At 72.3% G+C, this 18,815-nt stretch carries 14 protein-coding genes; 5 read left to right on the top strand and 9 right to left on the bottom strand.

The genetic code is table 11. The features are described 5' to 3' along the window. Nucleotides 1-170: 170 nt before the first annotated feature. From JOD95_RS05965 to JOD95_RS05955, 3 genes are all read right to left on the bottom strand, one after another. Nucleotides 171-1,193, bottom strand: a complete 1,023-nt coding sequence (locus JOD95_RS05965) for a hypothetical protein (protein WP_209683875.1) — start codon at nt 1,191-1,193, stop codon at nt 171-173. Nucleotides 1,194-1,375: 182 nt separating this feature from the next. After that, nucleotides 1,376-1,966, bottom strand: a complete 591-nt coding sequence (locus JOD95_RS05960) for a TetR/AcrR family transcriptional regulator (RefSeq protein ID WP_066652370.1) — start codon at nt 1,964-1,966, stop codon at nt 1,376-1,378. A 119-nt stretch (nt 1,967-2,085) separates the two neighbouring features. After that, nucleotides 2,086-4,326 (bottom strand): MDR family MFS transporter, encoded by a 2,241-nt coding sequence (locus tag JOD95_RS05955; RefSeq protein ID WP_209683873.1) that lies wholly within the window; start codon nt 4,324-4,326, stop codon nt 2,086-2,088. Between the two features lie 182 nt (nt 4,327-4,508). On the opposite strand from JOD95_RS05955, the gene JOD95_RS05950 reads away from it, so the two are divergent. Then, on the top strand, nt 4,509-6,329 hold the full coding sequence (locus tag JOD95_RS05950; protein ID WP_209683871.1) for a DEAD/DEAH box helicase: 1,821 nt from the start codon (nt 4,509-4,511) through the stop codon (nt 6,327-6,329). A 191-nt stretch (nt 6,330-6,520) separates the two neighbouring features. Here JOD95_RS05950 and JOD95_RS05945 read toward each other — a convergent pair whose 3' ends face one another. Continuing rightward, nucleotides 6,521-7,450 carry an NAD-dependent epimerase/dehydratase family protein gene (locus JOD95_RS05945; RefSeq protein ID WP_209683869.1) on the bottom strand — a complete coding sequence of 310 codons (930 nt, stop codon included), beginning with the start codon at nt 7,448-7,450 and terminating at the stop codon, nt 6,521-6,523. A 121-nt stretch (nt 7,451-7,571) separates the two neighbouring features. Here JOD95_RS05945 and JOD95_RS05940 point away from each other — a divergent pair, with 121 nt between their 5' ends. From JOD95_RS05940 to opgC, 4 genes are all read left to right on the top strand, one after another. Continuing rightward, complete coding sequence (locus tag JOD95_RS05940) at nt 7,572-8,321, top strand: TetR/AcrR family transcriptional regulator (protein WP_209683867.1); 750 nt, start codon at nt 7,572-7,574, stop codon at nt 8,319-8,321. Nucleotides 8,322-8,436: 115 nt separating this feature from the next. Further along, nucleotides 8,437-10,464 (top strand): glycosyltransferase, encoded by a 2,028-nt coding sequence (locus JOD95_RS05935; RefSeq protein WP_066652384.1) that lies wholly within the window; start codon nt 8,437-8,439, stop codon nt 10,462-10,464. Then, entirely contained in the window at nt 10,461-10,874 is a 414-nt protein-coding gene (locus JOD95_RS05930; RefSeq protein ID WP_066652386.1) for an ATP-binding protein, read from the top strand. Before JOD95_RS05935 ends, JOD95_RS05930 begins: the two co-directional genes overlap by 4 nt. Further along, on the top strand, nt 10,862-13,378 hold the full coding sequence (gene opgC / locus JOD95_RS16875; protein WP_209683864.1) for an OpgC domain-containing protein: 2,517 nt from the start codon (nt 10,862-10,864) through the stop codon (nt 13,376-13,378). The genes JOD95_RS05930 and opgC overlap by 13 nt, the downstream gene beginning before the upstream one ends. A gap of 199 nt (nt 13,379-13,577) precedes the next feature. Here opgC and JOD95_RS05920 read toward each other — a convergent pair whose 3' ends face one another. The 5 genes from JOD95_RS05920 to JOD95_RS05900 form a co-directional block, all read right to left on the bottom strand. Beyond that, nucleotides 13,578-14,456: a hypothetical protein gene (locus tag JOD95_RS05920; RefSeq protein WP_209683861.1), complete on the bottom strand. Its 879-nt coding sequence runs from the start codon at nt 14,454-14,456 to the stop codon at nt 13,578-13,580. A 135-nt stretch (nt 14,457-14,591) separates the two neighbouring features. Then, nucleotides 14,592-15,212 (bottom strand): response regulator transcription factor, encoded by a 621-nt coding sequence (locus tag JOD95_RS05915; protein ID WP_066652392.1) that lies wholly within the window; start codon nt 15,210-15,212, stop codon nt 14,592-14,594. Further along, the gene (locus JOD95_RS16870) at nt 15,209-16,573 is read right to left on the bottom strand and encodes an ATP-binding protein (RefSeq protein WP_209683858.1); all 1,365 of its coding nucleotides are present in this window, start codon (nt 16,571-16,573) and stop codon (nt 15,209-15,211) included. The genes JOD95_RS05915 and JOD95_RS16870 overlap by 4 nt, the downstream gene beginning before the upstream one ends. A 260-nt stretch (nt 16,574-16,833) precedes the next feature. Beyond that, nucleotides 16,834-17,955: a Gfo/Idh/MocA family protein gene (locus JOD95_RS05905; RefSeq protein WP_209683856.1), complete on the bottom strand. Its 1,122-nt coding sequence runs from the start codon at nt 17,953-17,955 to the stop codon at nt 16,834-16,836. Beyond that, on the bottom strand, nt 17,952-18,797 hold the full coding sequence (locus JOD95_RS05900) for a ThuA domain-containing protein (RefSeq protein ID WP_245171596.1): 846 nt from the start codon (nt 18,795-18,797) through the stop codon (nt 17,952-17,954). Before JOD95_RS05900 ends, JOD95_RS05905 begins: the two co-directional genes overlap by 4 nt. Nucleotides 18,798-18,815: the final 18 nt, after the last annotated feature.

The raw sequence follows: 18,815 nt of genomic DNA, 5'->3' as shown, positions 1-18,815 counted from the left end.
CGTCCGTGGTCGACGTGAGACGCCGCCGTCGTGCCGAGACGCCGGTGTCGTGCCGAGACGCCGCCGAAGAGGACGGCGTCTCGCGCGATCGGGGGCGTCTCGCGGTGACGCCGGCGTCTCGGACCCGTCCGGCACGGCGAAACGCCGGCGTCTCGGGCCGGCCGCCCGGCTCAGGCGCGGTGCCGCGTCCGACGCGCCCGGCGCAGTCCGACCACGGCCGTGCCGAGCGTGAGGAGCGCCACGGCCCAGCCGATCGGCACGGCGGCATCGGCCCCGGTCCAGGCGAGCTCACCGGCGGTGTCCGCGACGGAGCGGGCGCTCGACGAACCACCGTCCGGGTCCTGCCCGACCCGAGCTGCGGTGGTGGCGTCTCCCTCGGGAGCGGTCGCCGCCCGTCCGCCGGTCACCCCCACCGGGAACGTGGTCGCGGTGCCGTCGACCGACACCCGGACGGTCTGCGACGCCGCACCGGCGAAGGTCACCGTGACGGGCCCGTCGGCGCGGTCGACCCGGTCGGCGTCGTCGCTCGCACGGACCTCGGCGTCCTCGGCGACCGCCACCGTGTTGCCGAAACGGTCGGTCGTCCACGGTTCGAGCGTGAGGGAGCCGCCGAGCGCCACGCCCAGCGGATCCGGGTAGACCCTGCCGTCGGCACCGACCCAGGTGTACGTACCGTCCGACGCGGCGGGGACGGTGCGGACGACCACGCCGACGCCGGTGGCGGCAGCCGGCAGGACGGTCCAGCGCACCCAGTGCTCCGCGGAGCCGACCGCGGTCGTCGCGGTGACCCGCACGGTGGCGGTGCCCGCGTGGGTCGGGGTGCCGGAGAGCACACCGTGGGCGAAGGTCAGCCCGTCGTCAAGGTGGGCCGTGGCGCCGTCGGCGGTGGTGAGCGAGTACGCGGCTCCGTCGGCGTCCCGTGCGCGCAGGTCGGCGGAGGACGGTTCGCCGGCCCGGACGGTCGGGAGCACCTGGGGGGAGGACTCGCTGGTGGCCGCTGCCCAGGACGGCACGTCCGCCGTCGTCGGCGGGGTGACCGGTGTCGGCGACGACGACGCTGTCGACGCCGACACGGGCTGGGTGGCGGCCCGGGCCGTGGCGGCCGGCAGGACGCCGAGTGCGGCGGCGACCAGCACGGCGGCGGCCGCTGCGGTGGTGCGCGCTGCGGACCGAGCGCTCGGGACGTGGTGCATGGTGCTCCTCGCGGATCCCCGGAGCGTCGGGAGACCGCGCCGGGACCGGTCGTCGGGTACGTCCGGTGCCGCGAGCGTAGGCGGCGAGGAACCTTCGCGGACGATCGGTTGCGGCTTCCCGAAGGGACCCTGTGGAACCCCGCAGCGCCGTGCGGCACCGTGCGTCGCACCGCGGGCGCGGATCAGGACGCGGCGATCGCGCCCATCTCGGCGACGACGGTGCGGAGCTTCACCGCGAGCTCGTCGCTGTCACCGACGGTGTCGCGGTGCGCGACCTCGGACAGCGCGGACAGCACGAGTCCGACGGCCGTGCGAGCGGTCTGCTCGTCGGTGCGCGACGACACCGTGGCGAGGAGCGACTGCCGCGACTCGGCCATCCACTGCATGACCATCGGTGCCATCTCGGGTCGGAGCACGAGGAGCTCCTTCATCCGGCGGCGGTCCTGGGAGAGCGGGACGGTCGCGGCGATCAGGACGCACAGGTCGTCGACGAGTCGGCCGTCCGCCTCGGCGAAGCGCGTGGCCGCCCACTCCGGCACCTCGACGGTGTCGAGACCGAGCGCCGCGTGCGCCTTCGACGTGAAGTAGTTGAAGAAGGTCCGCGGGGAGACGTCGGCGTCGCTGCAGATCTGCTCGACGGTGACGCCGTCGAGACCGTGCTCGGAGACGAGCGTCAGGGCGGCGTCGTGGAGCGCCTGCCGGGTCTGCTGCTTCTTCCGCTCGCGCAACGTGCACGGCGCGGTGACCGGCTCCGGTGCTGCTGTGGTGCTCACGTGCACTCCTGTGGTGCTGGGCGGCCACCGTGTCCTGCGGTGGCCCGGGTCGTCTGCGCCGGACGGGTCCGGCACGGGGAGGCCGCCCGCACCCCGGGCGGGGTGCGGGCGGCCGGGGGTCACCGACGCTGGGTCGGCGTGGAGCCGGTCATCGGCCCGGTGAACGATCCGGCCTCGGCTGCTGCGAGCCCGGCGCGGGCCTCGAGCTCGGCCTCGGCCGACGGCACCGAGCGGTCGACATCGGACGAGGAACCGTCGGACGAGGAGCCGTCTGACGAGGATCCGTTCGCGGCGTCGTGCTGTTCCTGCAGCGCCGAGCGCTGGCGCAGCGGCGGCACCCGGAAGAACCAGGTGAGCACGAAGGCGAGCAGGATCACGCCGAGTCCGACCCAGTAGATCGTCACGGACGAGGCGTTGAAGCCCGCCATGAACGGCCGCGTGAGGCGGCTGTCGGCGCCGGTGAGGAACGAGGTGTCGTTCGTGCTCGTCGCCGCGGAGTCCGAACTGGCGCCGTCGTCGATCTGCTTCGCCAGGGCCGGCGTGAGCTCGTCCACCCAGTACGACCGCTGCGAGGCGTTCGACCAGTCGACCGACACGGTGCCGTCCTGGACGCTGGCGTGCGCCTCGTCCGCCACGGCCTCGAGGGCTGCGGACTCTGCGGCCGGGGTGGCCGCTGCGACCTGCTGGTCGATCACGCCCTGCGCGGCGGCTGCGGGCACGGCACCGGCGGCGACCTGCTGCTGCACGGCCGCGGTGACCTGCTGCGTGACGGCCTGGTCGGCCGCCTGCTTCGCCTGCGCCGAGGCGTCGTCGAGCTTCCCCTGGACGGTCTGCTGCAGCGGGGTGGTGATCGGGGCCCAGATCGTGTCGATCGCGCCCTGGTTGGCCGGCTTGCTCGCCACCGCGGGGTCGAGTGCGGCCGACAGCGCCGGCTTGAGGTCGGCCTGGTTCGCGGTCGCCGTCAGGATGTTGCTCGGCATGACCGAGAACAGGATCGAGAGCAGCACCGCGGTGCCGAGCGTTCCGCCGATCTGCCGGAAGAACGTCGCCGAGCTGGTCGCGACGCCCATGTCCCGGGCCTCGACCGAGCCCTGCGACGCCAGGGTCAGCGACTGCATGACCGAGCCGAGCCCGAGGCCGATCAGGAACATGCCGATCATCAGGAACCAGAGCGGCTTGTCGATCGTCATGAAGGTCAGGACGACGTAGCCGGCCGACACCAGGAACGTGCCGATGACCGGGAAGACCCGGTAGCGGCCGACACGGGCGACGATCTGGCCCGAGGTGATCGACGCGATCATCAGCCCACCGACGAGCGGCAGTGTGGCGAAGCCCGACTCGGTCGGGGTCAGGCCCACGACGATCTGCAGGTAGAGCGGGATGGTCAGCATGGCGCCGAACATCGCGAAGCCGACCAGGAACCCGATGACGGTCGCCATCGAGAACGTGCCGGAGCGGAAGAGCTTCAGCGGGATGATCGCCGCGTCGCCCATCTTCGACTCGACGAGCAGCAGTGCGACGAGTCCGAGCGCACCGATCACGTAGCTGGCGATCGCGGCGGGCGAGCCCCAGCCCCAGGTGCGGCCCTGCTCGGCGACGAGCAGCAGCGGCACGAGCGTGACGATGACGGCCGTCGCGCCCCACCAGTCGACCTTCGGCTTGTCGCCCTTGCCGTGCACCTTCGGCAGGTGCAGGAAGACGATCACCATGATGAGCGCGGCGACGCCGATCGGCACGTTGATGAGGAGCACCCAGCGCCACCCGGTGATCCAGAGGATCTCGGAGGAGCCGGCGAGCAGGCCGCCGATGAGCGGTCCGATGACGGACGAGATGCCGAACACGGCGAGGAAGTACCCCTGGTACTTCGCACGCTCACGCGGCGCGAGGATGTCACCCATGATCGCGAGCGGCAGCGACATGAGCGCGCCGGCGCCGATGCCCTGCACGGCACGGAAGGCCGCGAGCATGAGCATCGAGGTGGACATCGAGGACAGCACGGCGCCGAGGATGAAGACGACGATGCCGAAGATGTAGAGCGGCCGTCGGCCGAAGATGTCGGAGAGCTTGCCGTAGATCGGCGTCGCGATCGTCGACGTGATCAGGTAGGCCGTGGTCACCCATGCCTGCTGGTCGAGACCGTGCAGGTCGTCGCCGATGGTGCGGATCGCCGTGCCGAACACCGTCTGGCCGAGGGACGACAGGAACATGCCCGCCATCAGGCCGTAGATCACCAGGAGGATCTGGCGGTGCGTCATGAGCGGCTGCTGGCCGGAGGTGCCGGGCGCGTGCGCGCCGGTCGCCGCGTCGGGGCCGGCGGTGTCGCGGCCCTGCTGCACCGAGACGGGTGCGGTGGCGGTCATCGAACTCCTTTTTCGTACTGTGTAACTTTGCAGACCGCGCAACGATACATCCGGTGGTTCCGGAATGCAACTAAATGGCGACGGACGGGAGGCGCGTCGCGGCGCCGCCACGCGCCTCCCGTCCGGCCACCGCTCGCCCGGTCGCGTCAGCGGGCGTCCGCCGTCCGAGGTACCGTTTCCCCATGAGCACGGACACCGCCATCGCCACCGAGACCGCCGACGAGGGGCCCGTGGTGACCTTCGCCGACCTCGGCCTGAGCGATCCGGTGCTCAAGGCCGTCAAGGACATCGGCTACGAGACCCCCTCCGCCATCCAGGAAGCGACGATCCCGACGCTGCTCGAGGGGCGCGACGTCGTCGGCCTCGCGCAGACCGGCACCGGCAAGACCGCGGCGTTCGCGCTGCCGATCCTGTCCCGCATGGAGTCGGGCAGCAAGGTGCCCCAGGCCCTCGTGCTGTCGCCGACCCGTGAGCTCGCGCTGCAGGTGTGCGAGGCGTTCGAGCAGTTCGCGTCGCACATGAAGCACGTGCACGTGCTGCCCGTCTACGGCGGTCAGGCGTACGGCGTGCAGCTGTCCGCGCTGCGCCGTGGCGTCGACGTCGTCGTCGGCACGCCCGGTCGCATCATGGACCACATCGCCAAGGGCACGCTCGACCTGTCCCAGCTGAAGTACCTCGTGCTCGACGAGGCCGACGAGATGCTCAAGATGGGCTTCGCCGAGGACGTCGAGACGATCCTGGCCGAGACGCCGGACGACAAGCAGGTCGCGCTGTTCTCGGCAACGATGCCCGCGCAGATCCGTCGCATCTCGCAGCAGTACCTGAACGACCCGTCCGAGATCACCGTCAAGACCAAGACGAAGACCGCCGCGAACATCACGCAGCGCTACCTGATGGTGTCGTACCCGCAGAAGGTCGACGCGCTCACCCGCATCCTCGAGGTCGAGGACTTCGAGGGCATGATCATCTTCGTCCGCACGAAGAGCGAGACCGAGACCCTGGCCGAGAAGCTCCGCGCCCGCGGGTACGCCGCGGCGGCGATCAGCGGTGACGTCGCCCAGGCGCAGCGCGAGCGCACGGTCAACCAGCTGAAGTCCGGCAAGCTCGACATCCTGGTCGCCACGGACGTCGCCGCCCGTGGCCTGGACGTCGACCGCATCACCCACGTCGTGAACTTCGACATCCCCGTCGACATCGAGTCCTACGTGCACCGCATCGGCCGCACCGGTCGCGCGGGCCGCAAGGGCGACTCGATCAGCTTCGTCACCCCGCGCGAGCGCCGGCTCCTGTCGGCCATCGAGCGCCACACGAAGCAGCCGCTCACGCAGATGCAGCTGCCCACGGTCGAGGACGTCAACGAGACGCGCCTCAGCCGGTTCGACGACGCGATCACCGCGGCGCTCGAGCAGCAGGACCGCATCGAGAAGTTCCGTGACGTCATCGCGCACTACGTCCGCAACCACGACGTGCCCGCCGAGGACGTCTCGGCCGCGCTCGCGGTCGTGGCGCAGGGTGACTCGCCGCTGCTGCTCGACCCGGCCGACGACCAGCTCCGCAACCAGGTGGACCGCGACGGCCGCCGTGGTGAGCGCCGCGACCGTGACGACGACCGTGGTGGCCGCGAGGACCGTGGGCCGCGCCGCTCGCAGCCGATGACCGCCTACCGGATCGAGGTCGGGCGTCGCCACCGCGTCGAGCCGCGCCAGATCGTCGGCGCCCTGGCGAACGAGGGCGGCCTGCGGCGCGACGACTTCGGCGCGATCCAGATCCGACCCGACTTCTCGATCGTCGAGCTGCCCGAGAGCATGGACCCGGGCGTGCTCGACCGACTGGCGGACACCCGGATCAGCGGGAAGCTCATCGAGATCGCGCCGGACCGCCGCGGCGGTGCCCGTCGGTACGACCGCGACGACCGCGGACCGCGTGCGCCCCGTCGGGACGACCGTCCCCGCCGTGACGACCGCCGCGACGACGACCGTCCGGCACGCAAGCCCCGGCACTGACCAGCCATCGGTCGGTCACTGACCGGCCACTGACCGGCCACTGACCGGCCACTGATCCGCTGCGCGACCCCGTCCTCCGGGGTCGCGCAGTCGCGTCGCGGGACCCCATCGGCCCTGCCCACTGCCGGGCCGACTCCGGGACGGACGCGAGCCGCCCGCCCGTCGCGGGTCGTGCCTCCCGTCCGGTCGGCTCAGACGGTCAGCCCGTCCACCGTGCGGCGGCAGACCTCGTCCCAGGGCGTCGGGCCGAACCCGAAGTGCGCACGGGTCGCGGTGTCGTCGACCACGTAGGGGGCCGACCACTGGTAGCCGAGCTGCGCGACCTCCCGCATGAACGGGGACACCGCGCCGATCCCGCGGAGCAGGCCGATCGGCAGTGACCGCACGCGGACGGCGGGCCGACCGGCCGTCCGGAGCATCTCGGTGAGGACCTGCTCCTGGGTCCGCGGTGCGTTGGTCGGGACGATCCAGGTCCGACCGTGCGACCGCTCGTCGTCCGCCGCGGCGACGAGGAGCCGCGCGACGTCGCCGACGTCGGTGTACGAGTGCGGCTGGTCCGAGCGCCCGATCACGGTGACGGGCTTCCCCCGCATCGCGGTCGGGAGCACCCGCGTGACGTGCCCGTTGACGCCGGTGCCCGGGCCGACGTAGTCCGAGCCGCGGACCTCGACCGTGCGGATGCGTCCGGCCTCGTGCGCCGCCAGCGCGTCTGCCCACATCCGGGCCCGCAGGACGCCCTTGTGGTCGGTCGCGGCGTCGGGCAGGTCCGCGCGCATCGGTCCGTCGACCGGGCCGTACGGGTACAGGTTCCCGGTGATCGCGTACACGGCACCCGTCCGCTCGGCGGCGGTGAGGAGGGAGGACGCCAGCGGCGGCCACACCCGCTCCCACTGCGTGTAGTCGCCGGGGTTCGCGCAGTTGTGGAGTGCTGCCGCGCCGTCCGCGACGGCCGTCAGGGCGTCCGCGTCGGCGGCGTCGAGCCCGACGTGGCGGACCCCGGGCAGACCGGTGTCGCGTCCGGAGCGGGTGACGACGACGACCTCGTCGCCACGCTCGGACAGCAGTGCCGCAGTGTGGCGACCGACGGGGCCGGCGCCGACGACGACGTGGTGACGGGGCATGGTTCCTCCTGACATCCGGGAGAGCAGTGCTCTCGGAAGCCATCATGCAGCCGGACGGGCTCCATTGCAAGAGCAGTGCTCTCGTTTGTGTGCAGTGCTCTCCCGTGGCACGCTTGACGGCATGGTGGAGAAGGCGAGGACCGCCCGGTCCCTGGCACGGGAGGCCGTGCACGCGAGCATCCTCGCGGCCGCGCGCGCCCGGCTCACCGAGGAGGGACCGGCGCAGTTGAGCCTGCGCGCCGTCGCTCGTGACGTCGGCCTGGTGTCCTCCGCCGTGTACCGGTACTTCCCGAGCCGCGACGACCTGCTCACCGCGCTGCTCGTGCTCGACTACGACGAACTCGGCGCCGCGGTCGAGGCGGCAGAGGCGCCGGTCGACCGGTCCGACCACGTCGGCCGCTGGGTCGCCGCGTGTCGTGCCGTCCGGCAGTGGGCGATCGGGCACCCCGGGGACTTCGCGCTCCTGTACGGCTCACCCGTGCCCGGGTACGTCGCACCGCAGGACACGGTCGAGCCCGCCTCGCGGACGACGCACGTGCTCGTCCGCGTCGTCACCGACGCGTGGTCGGGGGTCGCCGGGTCCGAGCTGGCTCCGGACTGGAGGCTCGGTGCCGGTCCCGCGATCGGCTCGCGGCCCGCAGCGCCGGGCGCCGTCGCCGACGCGGTCGCCTACACACGAGAGCGCGGCTTCCACGACGACCCCTCGCCCGAGGTCGTCCTGCGGACCCTGATCGCCTGGACGACGGTGTTCGGCGTCCTGTCGTTCGAGCTGTTCGGGCACGCGGTCGGCTCGGTGACCGACCCGGCGGCGTACTTCGACGAGGTGATCGTCCGCCTCGCGCACGATCTGGGGCTCGCAGCGCCCGGCTGAGCCGATCTCACCCCGCGGACGGGGCGGCGGGCTGACAGCGGTGCCCTGCCTGCGGTAGACAGGGCGGTACGGCGCACTCACCCAGCGCTCGCCGGCTGCAGCAGGAAGGACGCCGATGACCGCGCTCGACGTCAGCCGTCAGGACCGTCGCCGACTCACCACCGGTACCCCGACCAAGCGGCTCGCGACCGTGCGCACCGTCGCGCTCCTCGCGTCGATCGCCGGCGTCAACTACATCGTCTGGCGCTGGATCGGCTCGGTGAACTGGCACTCGTGGTGGATCGCGGTGCCGCTGATCCTCGCGGAGACCTACAGCGTGATCGACTCGCTGCTGTTCGCGTTCGGCGCCTGGCGACTCCGCGAACGCGGGGAACCGCCGACGAAGCCCGCCGGGGACGTCACCGTCGACGTCTTCATCACGACGTACAACGAGCCGGTCGAGCTGGTCGTCCGCACCGCCCGTGCGGCGAAGGCGATCACGCACCCGCACGCCACGTGGATCCTCGACGACGGCAACCGCCCGGAGATGCGCGCCGCCGCCGAGTCCCTCGGCATCGGCGTGATCACGCGCGGCGCCGACTGGGTCGACCGGCCACGGCACGCGAAGGCCGGCAACCTCAACAACGCGCTGCTCGCGACGCAGGGCGAGTTCCTGCTCATCCTCGACGCCGACCAGGTCCCGGAGCCGTCGATCCTCGACCGGACGCTCGGCTACTTCAAGGACGAGCGCATGGCGCTGGTCCAGACGCCGCAGTGGTTCGAGAACGTGCCCGAGGCCGACCTGCTCGGCAGCCAGGCGCCGCTGTTCTACGGGCCCATCCAGCAGTCGAAGGACGGCTGGAACGCGGCGTTCTTCTGCGGGTCGAACGCGATCCTGCGGCGCGAGGCACTCATGCAGCTCGGCGTGACCCGCTACGTGCGCGAGGTCGAGGAGTCCGTCGAGCGGACCATCAAGACGTCGCGGAAGCTGCTCGCACGAGCCCGCGAGACCGAGACCGACCCGCGGGTGCTCGACGCGCTCGACGGTGCGGAGCAGGTCGTCGACCGTGCCCGTGACCAGATCGACCGCGGCGAACCGCTCGGCGACGTCACCTACGACTTCCAGCGCGGCATCGACGCGATCGCGTACCGGTTCGCCGCCGCCGACCTCGAGTCGGTCCGCCGTGACCTGCAGGAGCTCGCCGCGATGTCGACCGAGGCGGACACCTTCGCCGGCCTCGACGACGCTGCCCTCGACGTGCTCGGACGACGGGACGCCTCGCCGGTGGCCGCGATCGAGTCCATCGCGGTGCTCGCCCGGGCGCTCGACGTGAACCGCGACGACGAGGCCCAGCCGATCATGCCGCTCGCCACGATCTCCGTGACCGAGGACATGGCGACCGCGATGCGCCTGCACGGCCTGGGATGGAGGTCCGCGTACCACGACGAGATCCTGGCGAAGGGCCTCGCGCCGGAGGACCTGCCCACCATGCTCGTGCAGCGACTCCGCTGGGCGCAGGGCACCATGCAGGTCTTCTTCCGCGAGAACCCCCTCGTGCAGAAGGGCCTGTCGTGGGGGCAGCGCCTCATGTACTTCTCGACCATGTGGAGCTACCTTTCGGGCTTCGCGGCGATCGTGTACATCGCGGCCCCGGTGCTCTGCCTGTCGTTCGGTGTCGTGCCCGTGCAGGCCTACAGCGTCGACTTCTTCGTGCGGCTCATCCCGTTCCTCGTGCTCAACCAGCTGCTGTTCTGGGTGGTGGCCGCCGGCAGACCCACGTGGCGCGGGCAGCAGTACTCGCTCGCGCTGTTCCCCGTCTGGATCGAGTCGGTGACGAGCGCGTTCGAGAACGTGTTCCGTGGCAAGCCACTGGGGTTCCGGGTCACGCCGAAGGTCAAGGACGAGTCCGACCAGCGACCGCGGTGGGACCTCGTGAAGCCCCAGCTGTACGCGATGGGTGCGCTCGTCGCCGCCCTCGTGATGATCGCGATCCGGTACGCCACGGGCCAGGCGGACGGCATCGCGCCGCTCGTGAACACCGCGTGGGTGATCTTCGACCTGTTCATCTTCAGCATCGTCGTCCGCGCCGTGCTCTACCGCGGACCGGAGGCGGGGACGCCGCAGTCCGAACACGTGTCCTCGACGGCAGGAGGCCCACTGTGACCGACCACGACCTGACCTTCGACGTCCCGGCCGTCGCCGAGTCGCTCGACGTCGTGCAGGACCGCTTCGGCGCCTGGTGGGACACCATGGCGATCGACGACGCCCGTCTCCGCTTCTCGCTCGAGACCGCCCTCGCCGAGATCGCCGCCAACATCGTCGAGCACACGCGACGCACCGATGCCGAGGCCGGCCGCGGGTACACGGTGGAGCTCTGCGCCACGGACCGTGAGCTCGTCGCGGTGCTCACCGACAACGGGCGCCCCGCCGACGTCGACCTGTCCGCCGTGACCATGGCCGACCCCGACGAGGAGAGCGGTCGCGGCCTCGCGCTGGCGATCGCCGCGCTCGACCGCCTCGAGCACGAGCACACCGGCGGCCACAACATCTGGACCCTGGCGTGCAACCGGTGAGGGGCGCGCTGGCGAAGGCCGTCGCGTTCCTCGTCGTCGTCGGGACGCTGCTGCTCGGCGGGGCGCTCCCCGCGTCGGCCGTGTCGGCTCCGGGTCGTGCCGGCGAGACGCCCTCCGACGGGCGCGTGTGGTTCGGCCCGGACCTCGACTGGGGGAGCGACGCCCCCGACGGGTACGAGGGTCGGCTCGGCGCGACGCCGTCGGTCTACGGGGTCGAGATCGAGTACCCCTTCGACCGCAGCGCACGGGACGAGTTCCTGCGGGCGACCCGCGCGGCGGCGACCCAGGGCGCGGTGCTCGCGGTGAGCCTGGAGCCGTCGCGGTCGCTGCGGTCCCTCACGAAGGCCGACGCCGCCGCGGCGAACCGGCTGTTCGAGGAGGTCCACCGGCAGTACGACACCCAGTTGCTCGTGCGCTTCGCTCCCCAGATGAACGGCACGTGGGTTCGCTGGGGACAGCAGCCGACCGCGTTCGTCCCGGCGTTCCGGACGCTGGCCGCGGCCGTGCACGCGGGTGACTCCGACGCTGCCATGGTGTGGTCGCCGTCGTACGGCGCGGGCTACCCGTTCGGCGAGTCCGCCGGGCGGCTGCAGACCCTGTCGGGCAGCGACGTCGCCGAGCTGGACACCGACGGCGACGGCCGACTCACCGCCGCCGACGACCCCTACGGCCCGTACTGGCCCGGCGCCGAGAGCGTCGACTGGGTCGGGCTGTCGATGTTCTTCTTCGGCAAGGGCAAGGCGACCGAGGCCGCCGGTCGCGACGTCCCGCTGACCCGCAACGAGGTCCCGCAGGACGGCGAGGTCGCGGCACGCTTCGACGAGACCTGGGGCTACGAGCAGACGCAGTCCGAGGGCACGTTCACCGAGCGCTTCGCACAGGGCGAGGACCGGCCGATGCTGCTCGACACCGGCGCGCTGTACGACCACTCGTTGCGCGGTGCGGCCGAGCTCCCGGTCAAGCAGGCGTGGTGGCGGCAGGTGATCGCCGCCGTGCAGGACCACCCCGAGGTCCGGGGCGTGACGTTCCTCGAGACGAACCGGCGCGAGCCCGAGGCCGGCAACCGCGTCGCCGACTGGCGGGACACGGCCGACCCCGGGATCGCCGGGTCCTTCCGGACGGACCTCGAACAGGCCGGGGACTTCGTCCTCGGACCGGTGACGGAGCGCGTGACGACGCAGGAGGGTGCCGCGGCGATCAGCCAGCAGTACGAGACCGGCGGCGACCAGATGGCGTGGATCGTCTGGTGCGCCTTCGGCCTCGCAGCGGCGTTCCTGCTGAGCGGGCTCGTCGGACGGCTGCTGCCGAGCTGGCGGTACCCCGACGACGGCAAGCCCGGGCGCGACCTGCGCCTCGACCTCTTCCGCGGGTTCATCATCCTCGCGGTGGTGATCACGCACATCGAGATCGGCGGGCCCTACTCGTACATCACGCTGCACGCCACCGGTGCGATCACCGGCGCCGAGATGTTCGTGTTCCTGTCCGGCATGGTGCTCGGCATGACGTACCCGTTCGCGATCAAGAAGTTCGGCGAGTGGGTGGCGGCCGTCGGGGCGTGGAAGCGGGCGCGGAAGCAGTACGTCGTCACCCTGGCGGTGATCGTGGTCGTCTTCGCGCTGAGCTTCGTGCCGTTCCTGAACACCGATGCGATCACCACCTTCACCGACCGGGGGACCGGCACCGGGGGCGTCGGCGCCGAGGGCCGGGTGTACGACCTGTACCCGAACGCGATGCAGCTGCTGGCCTACCCGCCGCCCTGGTTCGCGATCCGGCAGTTCCTGCTGCTCGAGATGGGGCCGTGGCCGTTCAACATCATGGGCCTGTTCGTGGTGCTGAGCCTGTTCATCCCCGTCTTCCTGTGGGTGATCCGGCGCGGCTTCTGGTGGGCGCTGCTCCTCGTCAGCTGGGGGCTGTACGCGTTCCAGGCGCTGAACCCCGAGTTCCGCCCGCTGAACTCGCAGTTCGAGTCGGTGTTCCCGCTGCTCACCTGGCAGGTGGTCTTCACGCACGGCCTGGTGCTCGGCTACTACCGGCGCCAGGTGATCGGGGCGCTGACCGGCCGACTCGGCAAGGTCCTGATCGGCATCGGGATCACCGGGTACGCCGCGTTCCTCGTCTACGTGTGGGCGGGCGACCAGTTCGGGTTCACCCCGGCACCGTTCCCCGCGTCGATGTACAACGACCTGTACAACACGGCGTACCAGCGGGTGGACCTGCAGTGGGGGCGTCTGGTCGACATCGCCTTCTTCTCGATCGTCTCGTACGCGATCCTCACCGTGTTCTGGAAGCCCATCAGCGCCGTCATCGGGTGGCTGTGGATCCCGATCGGGCAGGCGAGTCTCTACGTGTTCGTCTGGCAGGTCTTCTTCGCGCTGGCCATCGCGTCGATCCCGGGCGTGGACTGGTTCAACGGCTGGATCGGCTTCGCGGCCCACACGGCCCTGATCCTGCTGGTCTGGTACATGATCCGGAAGCGCTTCATGTTCTCGGTCATCCCGCGCTGACCCGCGTGGGCGGCGTGGTCCGTCGCAGCGGGCTCCGAGTCTCGTCCTGACCGACGGTCCTCGCGGTCGGCGGCACGAGGACCGTCGCTGAGCCCGAGTCTCGGGCCGGGCTGGGCCGGGCCGGGCGGGCGGGACGGAACGACGGACGGGAGGCGCGGTGCCAGCTGGCACCGCGCCTCCAGTCCGTCGCGTGGTCCCGTCAGCGCGTGGCGACGCGCAGCGGCTGCGGGTCCACCGGGTCCGGGGGGACCGGCAGGGAGCCGCGGACCTGGTTCTGCGCCTGGCAGTCGCTCGTGCAGTTCGTCGCGCCCTGCGACAGCTCGACCGCGTCCTCGCCGAGCACACCACCCATGCGTCCGCCGGGCTGGACCGTCCAGGTCGTGGTCGTCGCGGTCTGCGAGGTCTTCGTCGCGACCTGCGGGCTGTCCTTGCCGAGCAGCATCTGGTGCGCGTCGCTGCCCGAGGACACCGCCGCGACGCCGTCGCCGAAGTTGATCTTCCCCGTGTAGGGGTTGATGAAGTAGAACAGCCCGGCTCCGAGCGTGTGCGTGAACGTCACGGGCTGGGCGAACTCGGTCTCCATCTGGAAGATCCCGCCCTGGGCGCCGTCCTTCGCCTGGATCTTGAACTTGCCCGCGCCGGTGCCGAAGATCGCCACGAGCGTGTCGTCGCGGACCTCGAGCGAGGAGAGCTTCGTGCCGGCGAGCTGCGCGGCGGTGAGCGACGGGACCTTCGAGGCGAACACCACGGTCGGCTTCGTCACCATCCGCTGGGTGTCCGGTGCCCCGGTCAGCGTGTAGTCGTACACGCCGAGGTCGGCGATGCGGATGTCGAAGCCGTTGTGCTTGCCGCGGACCGCGATGGTGCCGGTGACGGCGACGTCCTTGAGCTTGAAGTCCTTGCCGACCGCGGGGTTCGTCGTGGCGCCGTTGATGGTGACGGCGTAGTCCCCGCCGGTCGACGTCTTGCCGGACGCGTTCGCGGGGGACACCCCGACGAGGGCCGCCGCGGCGACGGCGCCGAGCGCGATCGCGGTGGCGATGCCGGTGGTGCGGCGTCGCGTGCGCTGGGTGGTCATGGGGTGCCTCCTGGGCTGGTCCGACGCGCCGGCGGTGGTCGCGTCCCTCGTGACGATCGTCGTCGGGACGCGGAGGCGGCACCATCGGACCTTGGTACTAGTACCCGCTCCGCCGGCGTGTGCACGGCCGGGTCGTCACCAGCCGTGGTCGCGGGCCCAGAGCGCCGCACTCGTCCGGTCGGCGACGCCGATGCGGCGGAACAGCGATCCGACGTGCACCTTCACGGTCCGTTCGGCGATCCCGAGCTCGGTCGCGATCTGGCGGTTCGACAGGCCACGTGCGATGCGGTCGAGCACGTCGCGCTCGCGGGGCGGCAGGGCCGGTCCGCGGTCCCGCCCCGGAGCCGGCGCACCCGGCAGCAGGGCACGGGCGACGCGTGGGTCGACGGGTGCCTCGTCGCGCGCCGTCGAGCGGACCGCGGCGACGACCTCCTCCGGGGCCGCGTCCTTGAGCAGGTACCCGGTCGCCCCGGCGGCCAGGGCAGCGCGCACGCGGTCGTCGTCGGAGAAGGTGGTGAGGACGAGCACCCGGACCGTCGGCATCGTGGTGCGGATCACCCGCGTCGCCTCGACCCCGCCCGCGCCCGGCATGGAGAGGTCCATCACGACGACGTCCGGGTGCAGGGACGCGGCACGCTCGGTGGCCTCCTCACCCGTGCCTGCCTCGCCGACCACGTCGCAGTCGGTCGTGGTCGCGAGCACGGCGCGGAGGCCCTGTCGGACCAGGGCGTGGTCGTCGACGAGCAGGACCCTCACCGCAGCGACTCCGTCCTGGCGGGCAGCGTCAGCTCCCAGGCGGTCCCCGCCCCCGCTGCGGTCCGCAGCAGCAGCGCGCCGCCGGTGTCCTCGGCGACCTCGCGCAGGAGCGTCGTGCCGAGGTGCCCGGCGGGAGCCGGCCCGTCGAGGAGCCGCGGGTCGAACCCCACCCCGTCGTCGGACACGCGCACCACCAGGTCCCCGCGGTCGGCCCGCACCGACACCCGGATGCGGGTCGCGTCGGCGTGCTTCACGGCGTTCCAGACCGCCTCACGCACGAAGCGCACGATCGCGGTCCGCGCGGCCGTGGAGGCCTCGAGCGGCTCCGGCACGTCGACGTCCGTCAGCACCCCCGCGGCCCGGGCACGGGCGCATGCGTCGTCGAGCGCGGCACCCAGGCCGTCGCGACCGGGAGCGGCCGGGCGGATCGTCGCCATCGAGGTCCGGAGGGCGGACACCGCCTGCCGGAGCGTCTCGGCGGCGGCACGGGTCTCGGGCACCGCACCGAGGGAGAGTGCGAGCCCGGCGACGTCCTGCACGGGACCGTCGTGCAGTTCGCCCGCGAGGCGTCGGCGCTCGGCCGCCTCGGCGTCGAGCGCGCGCCCGAGCAACCGCTCGCGGAGCCGCTGGCCCGTGCGGATCCGCACGAGCAGCCAGAGCAGCAGCGGCACGAGCAGCACGAGCACGACCCCGACGGTGCCGAACGCCAGCGCGGCGAACGCGGCACGCAGGTCGGCGGCGCGGGCGATGACCTGGTCGTACGGCCGGTACGCCTCGAACAGCAGGGCGTCGCCCGAGGGCGTGTGCACCGCCTGGTACGCCTCGAGCAGCGGTCCGTGCCCGCGTTCGTACCGGTTCTCGGGCTCGTCCAGGTCGGACACCTCGGCGTCGGACCGGTCGGTCCGGAGCGCCGCGAGGTCCTCGTCGGAGAGCGGGAAGCGCTCGCCGACCAGCCGGGGTTCGTCGGACCAGAGCACGGTGCCGTCCGCACCCCAGAGCTTCAGACGCACCGTCGAGCCGGCGCGGGACTCGCCGGCCAGGGCGTCGTCGAGTCGTGCGCGGGCGACGGCTCGGGCGTCCGGGTCGCCGCTGGTGACGTCGTCCACGAGGGCGGGCTCCACCACCACCCGGGCGAGCGCAGCCGTGTCGGCGGTGGCGTCCCGCACGGCGAAGGACTCGGCGACGCGCTGCGACACGAGGGTGCCCGCGGTCGCGACGACGGCGCCGCCGAGCAGCGCGGCGACGACGACCCCGACGAGGACCCGCCGCCAGGGGGTCCGTGCCGCACGACGACGCGGGTCGGCGGTGACGAGCACGACCGGGGTCGGCTGCCCGCTGGTCGACGCCCGGTGTCCACGCACGGAGCAACCGTAATCGCCCTGAGCTGCACTCGCGTCCTGGTCGCGGATGCCGGACGAGCCGACCGCGTGTCGTGTGCCCGTTCCTCCCCATCACGCCTGGAGTGGGAAGCGGAACCGCGCGTACCTGGTCAGGAGGAACGACCTGGTACGCGCGGATCCGCCCGCGACGCGCGGATCCGTCCGGCGGGGTGGCGCGAACAGCGACGGACGGGAGGCGCGGTGCCGGCCGGCACCGCGCCTCCCGTCCGTGCGTGCCTGCGTCAGCCCGCGGGCGTGCGGTCCGGCGCGGAGGCGAGCGCCTGCCGCACCGACCCCCACGCGGCGAGCCGCTCCCGGATGGCGTCGTCCCGCTCGACCTCGAGCGCCGTCGCGTGCGCCTGCTCGAGCACGTCGTCGACCACGACGCGCTGACCCGAGCGGGCGGAGGCGATCGCCGCGTCCACCATCACCAGGCTCATGACGTTGCCGTGCACCTCGCCGTCGGGGGTGACCCCGGTCCGGACGGCCCGCACGAAGGACGCGAGCGCCCCGGCGATCTCCGTACCGACTCCCGGCGCACCCGCCGGCGTGCCGGGTGCGTCGTCGATCACGCTCGACGGGTCGTGGTCGCCGTCCCACGACGCCGACCCCGACGCTCCCGACGCGCGCCAGTCACCGTTCCACGACGTCTCGTCACCGGGCGCGCACCACGAGCCGTCGTAGACGTAGCGGACGTCGTCCTCGAAGGTGAACACCGCGGCGGCGTCCGCGTCACCGCGGTACCAGGACCACGACGGGTTCCACGACTCGCAGTACACCGACACCGGGTCGCGCTCGAGCACGTAGCGGGCGGAGTCGAAGGCGTGGATCGCCATGTCGAGGAGCAGGACGTCGTCCATCTCCTCGCGGAAGCCGCCGAAGTGCGGGGCCTTCGCGAACCGGGTGTTCAGGCTGCCGACGCCGCCGAGCGCGCGGACGTGCTGCCGGAAGGCCACGAGCTGGTCGTTGTAGCGGCGCGACTGCGACACCATGAACAGCTGCCCGGTGGCCTCGGCGGCGGCGGCGAGGGAGAGCGCCTCGGCGACGGTCTGCGCCGCGGGCTTCTCGCCGAGGACGGGGAGCCCCGCGTGCAGGGCGTCCATCGTCACCGGGTGGTGGGCGACGGGCACCGTGATGTCGAGGACGGCCTCGGCGCCGGTCTCCGCCAGGAGTGCGGGCAGGTCGCGACCGACCGGGATCGTCGGGGACCCGGCGAGCTCGGCCCCGGCTCGGGCGGCGTCGAGGTCGAGGTCGACGACACCGACGAGCTCGACGTCCGGGTCGGCGGCGACCGTCCCGAGCCACGCGCGGCCCATGCCGCCGGCGCCGACCTGCACGACCCGCAGCGGGGCGTGCTCGGTCATGCGCGGGCCTCGGCGGGCTCGGCGGGCTCGGCGGGCTCGGCGGGGTCGGTGGGCTCGGCGAGCTCGTCCTCGGGTGCGTCGTCGAACGGGCCGCGGTAGTGCTGCCCGTCGAAGTACTCGCCGAGGTCGTAGCGGCGCAGGGTCGGCAGCTCGCGCTCGCGCTCCGGTCGCGCCCACTCGGTCGCGTTCGCGATCACCCGTCGGACGTCCGGGTGGTGGTACACGGGGAAGTCCTGGTCACCGGGGGAGAAGTAGAAGATCCTCCCCAGGCCGCGGCGGTAGGTCATGCCGCTCCGGAAGACCTCGCCGCCGGTGAACCCGGAGATGAAGACCAGCTCGTCGGGCGTGGGCACGTCGAAGTACTCGCCGTACATCTCCTGCTCGGGGATGACGATCGGGTTCGGGACACCGCGTGTGATCGGGTGCTGCGGGTTCACGGTCCAGACGAGCTCCTGGTCGTGCTCGCTCCGCCAGCGCAAGGTGCACGTGGTGCCCATGAGCTTGCCGAAGATCTTCGACCAGTGGCCGGAGTGCAGGACCACGAGCCCCATGCCGGACAGCACGTGCTTGTGGACGCGGTCGACCACGGCGTCGTCGACGTCGGCGTGGGCGGCGTGCCCCCACCAGGTCAGGACGTCGGTCTCGGCGAGCACGGCATCGGTCAGCCCGTGCTCCGGCTCCTGCATGGTCGCGGTGCGGACGACGGCGTCCGGCAGGTTCTCGCGGATGCCGTCGGCGATCGCGCCGTGCATGCCGTCGGGGTAGCGCTCGGCGACGTGCTGCTCGACCTGCTCGTGGACGTTCTCGCCCCAGACGGTGATGCGCAGCGGGGTGGTGGTCATGGTGTGGGCCTTCCTGGA

The organism is Curtobacterium sp. 1310 (assembly GCF_017834105.1).
Lineage (GTDB): Bacteria > Actinomycetota > Actinomycetes > Actinomycetales > Microbacteriaceae > Curtobacterium.
This window is presented reverse-complemented; position numbering and strand designations above follow the sequence as displayed.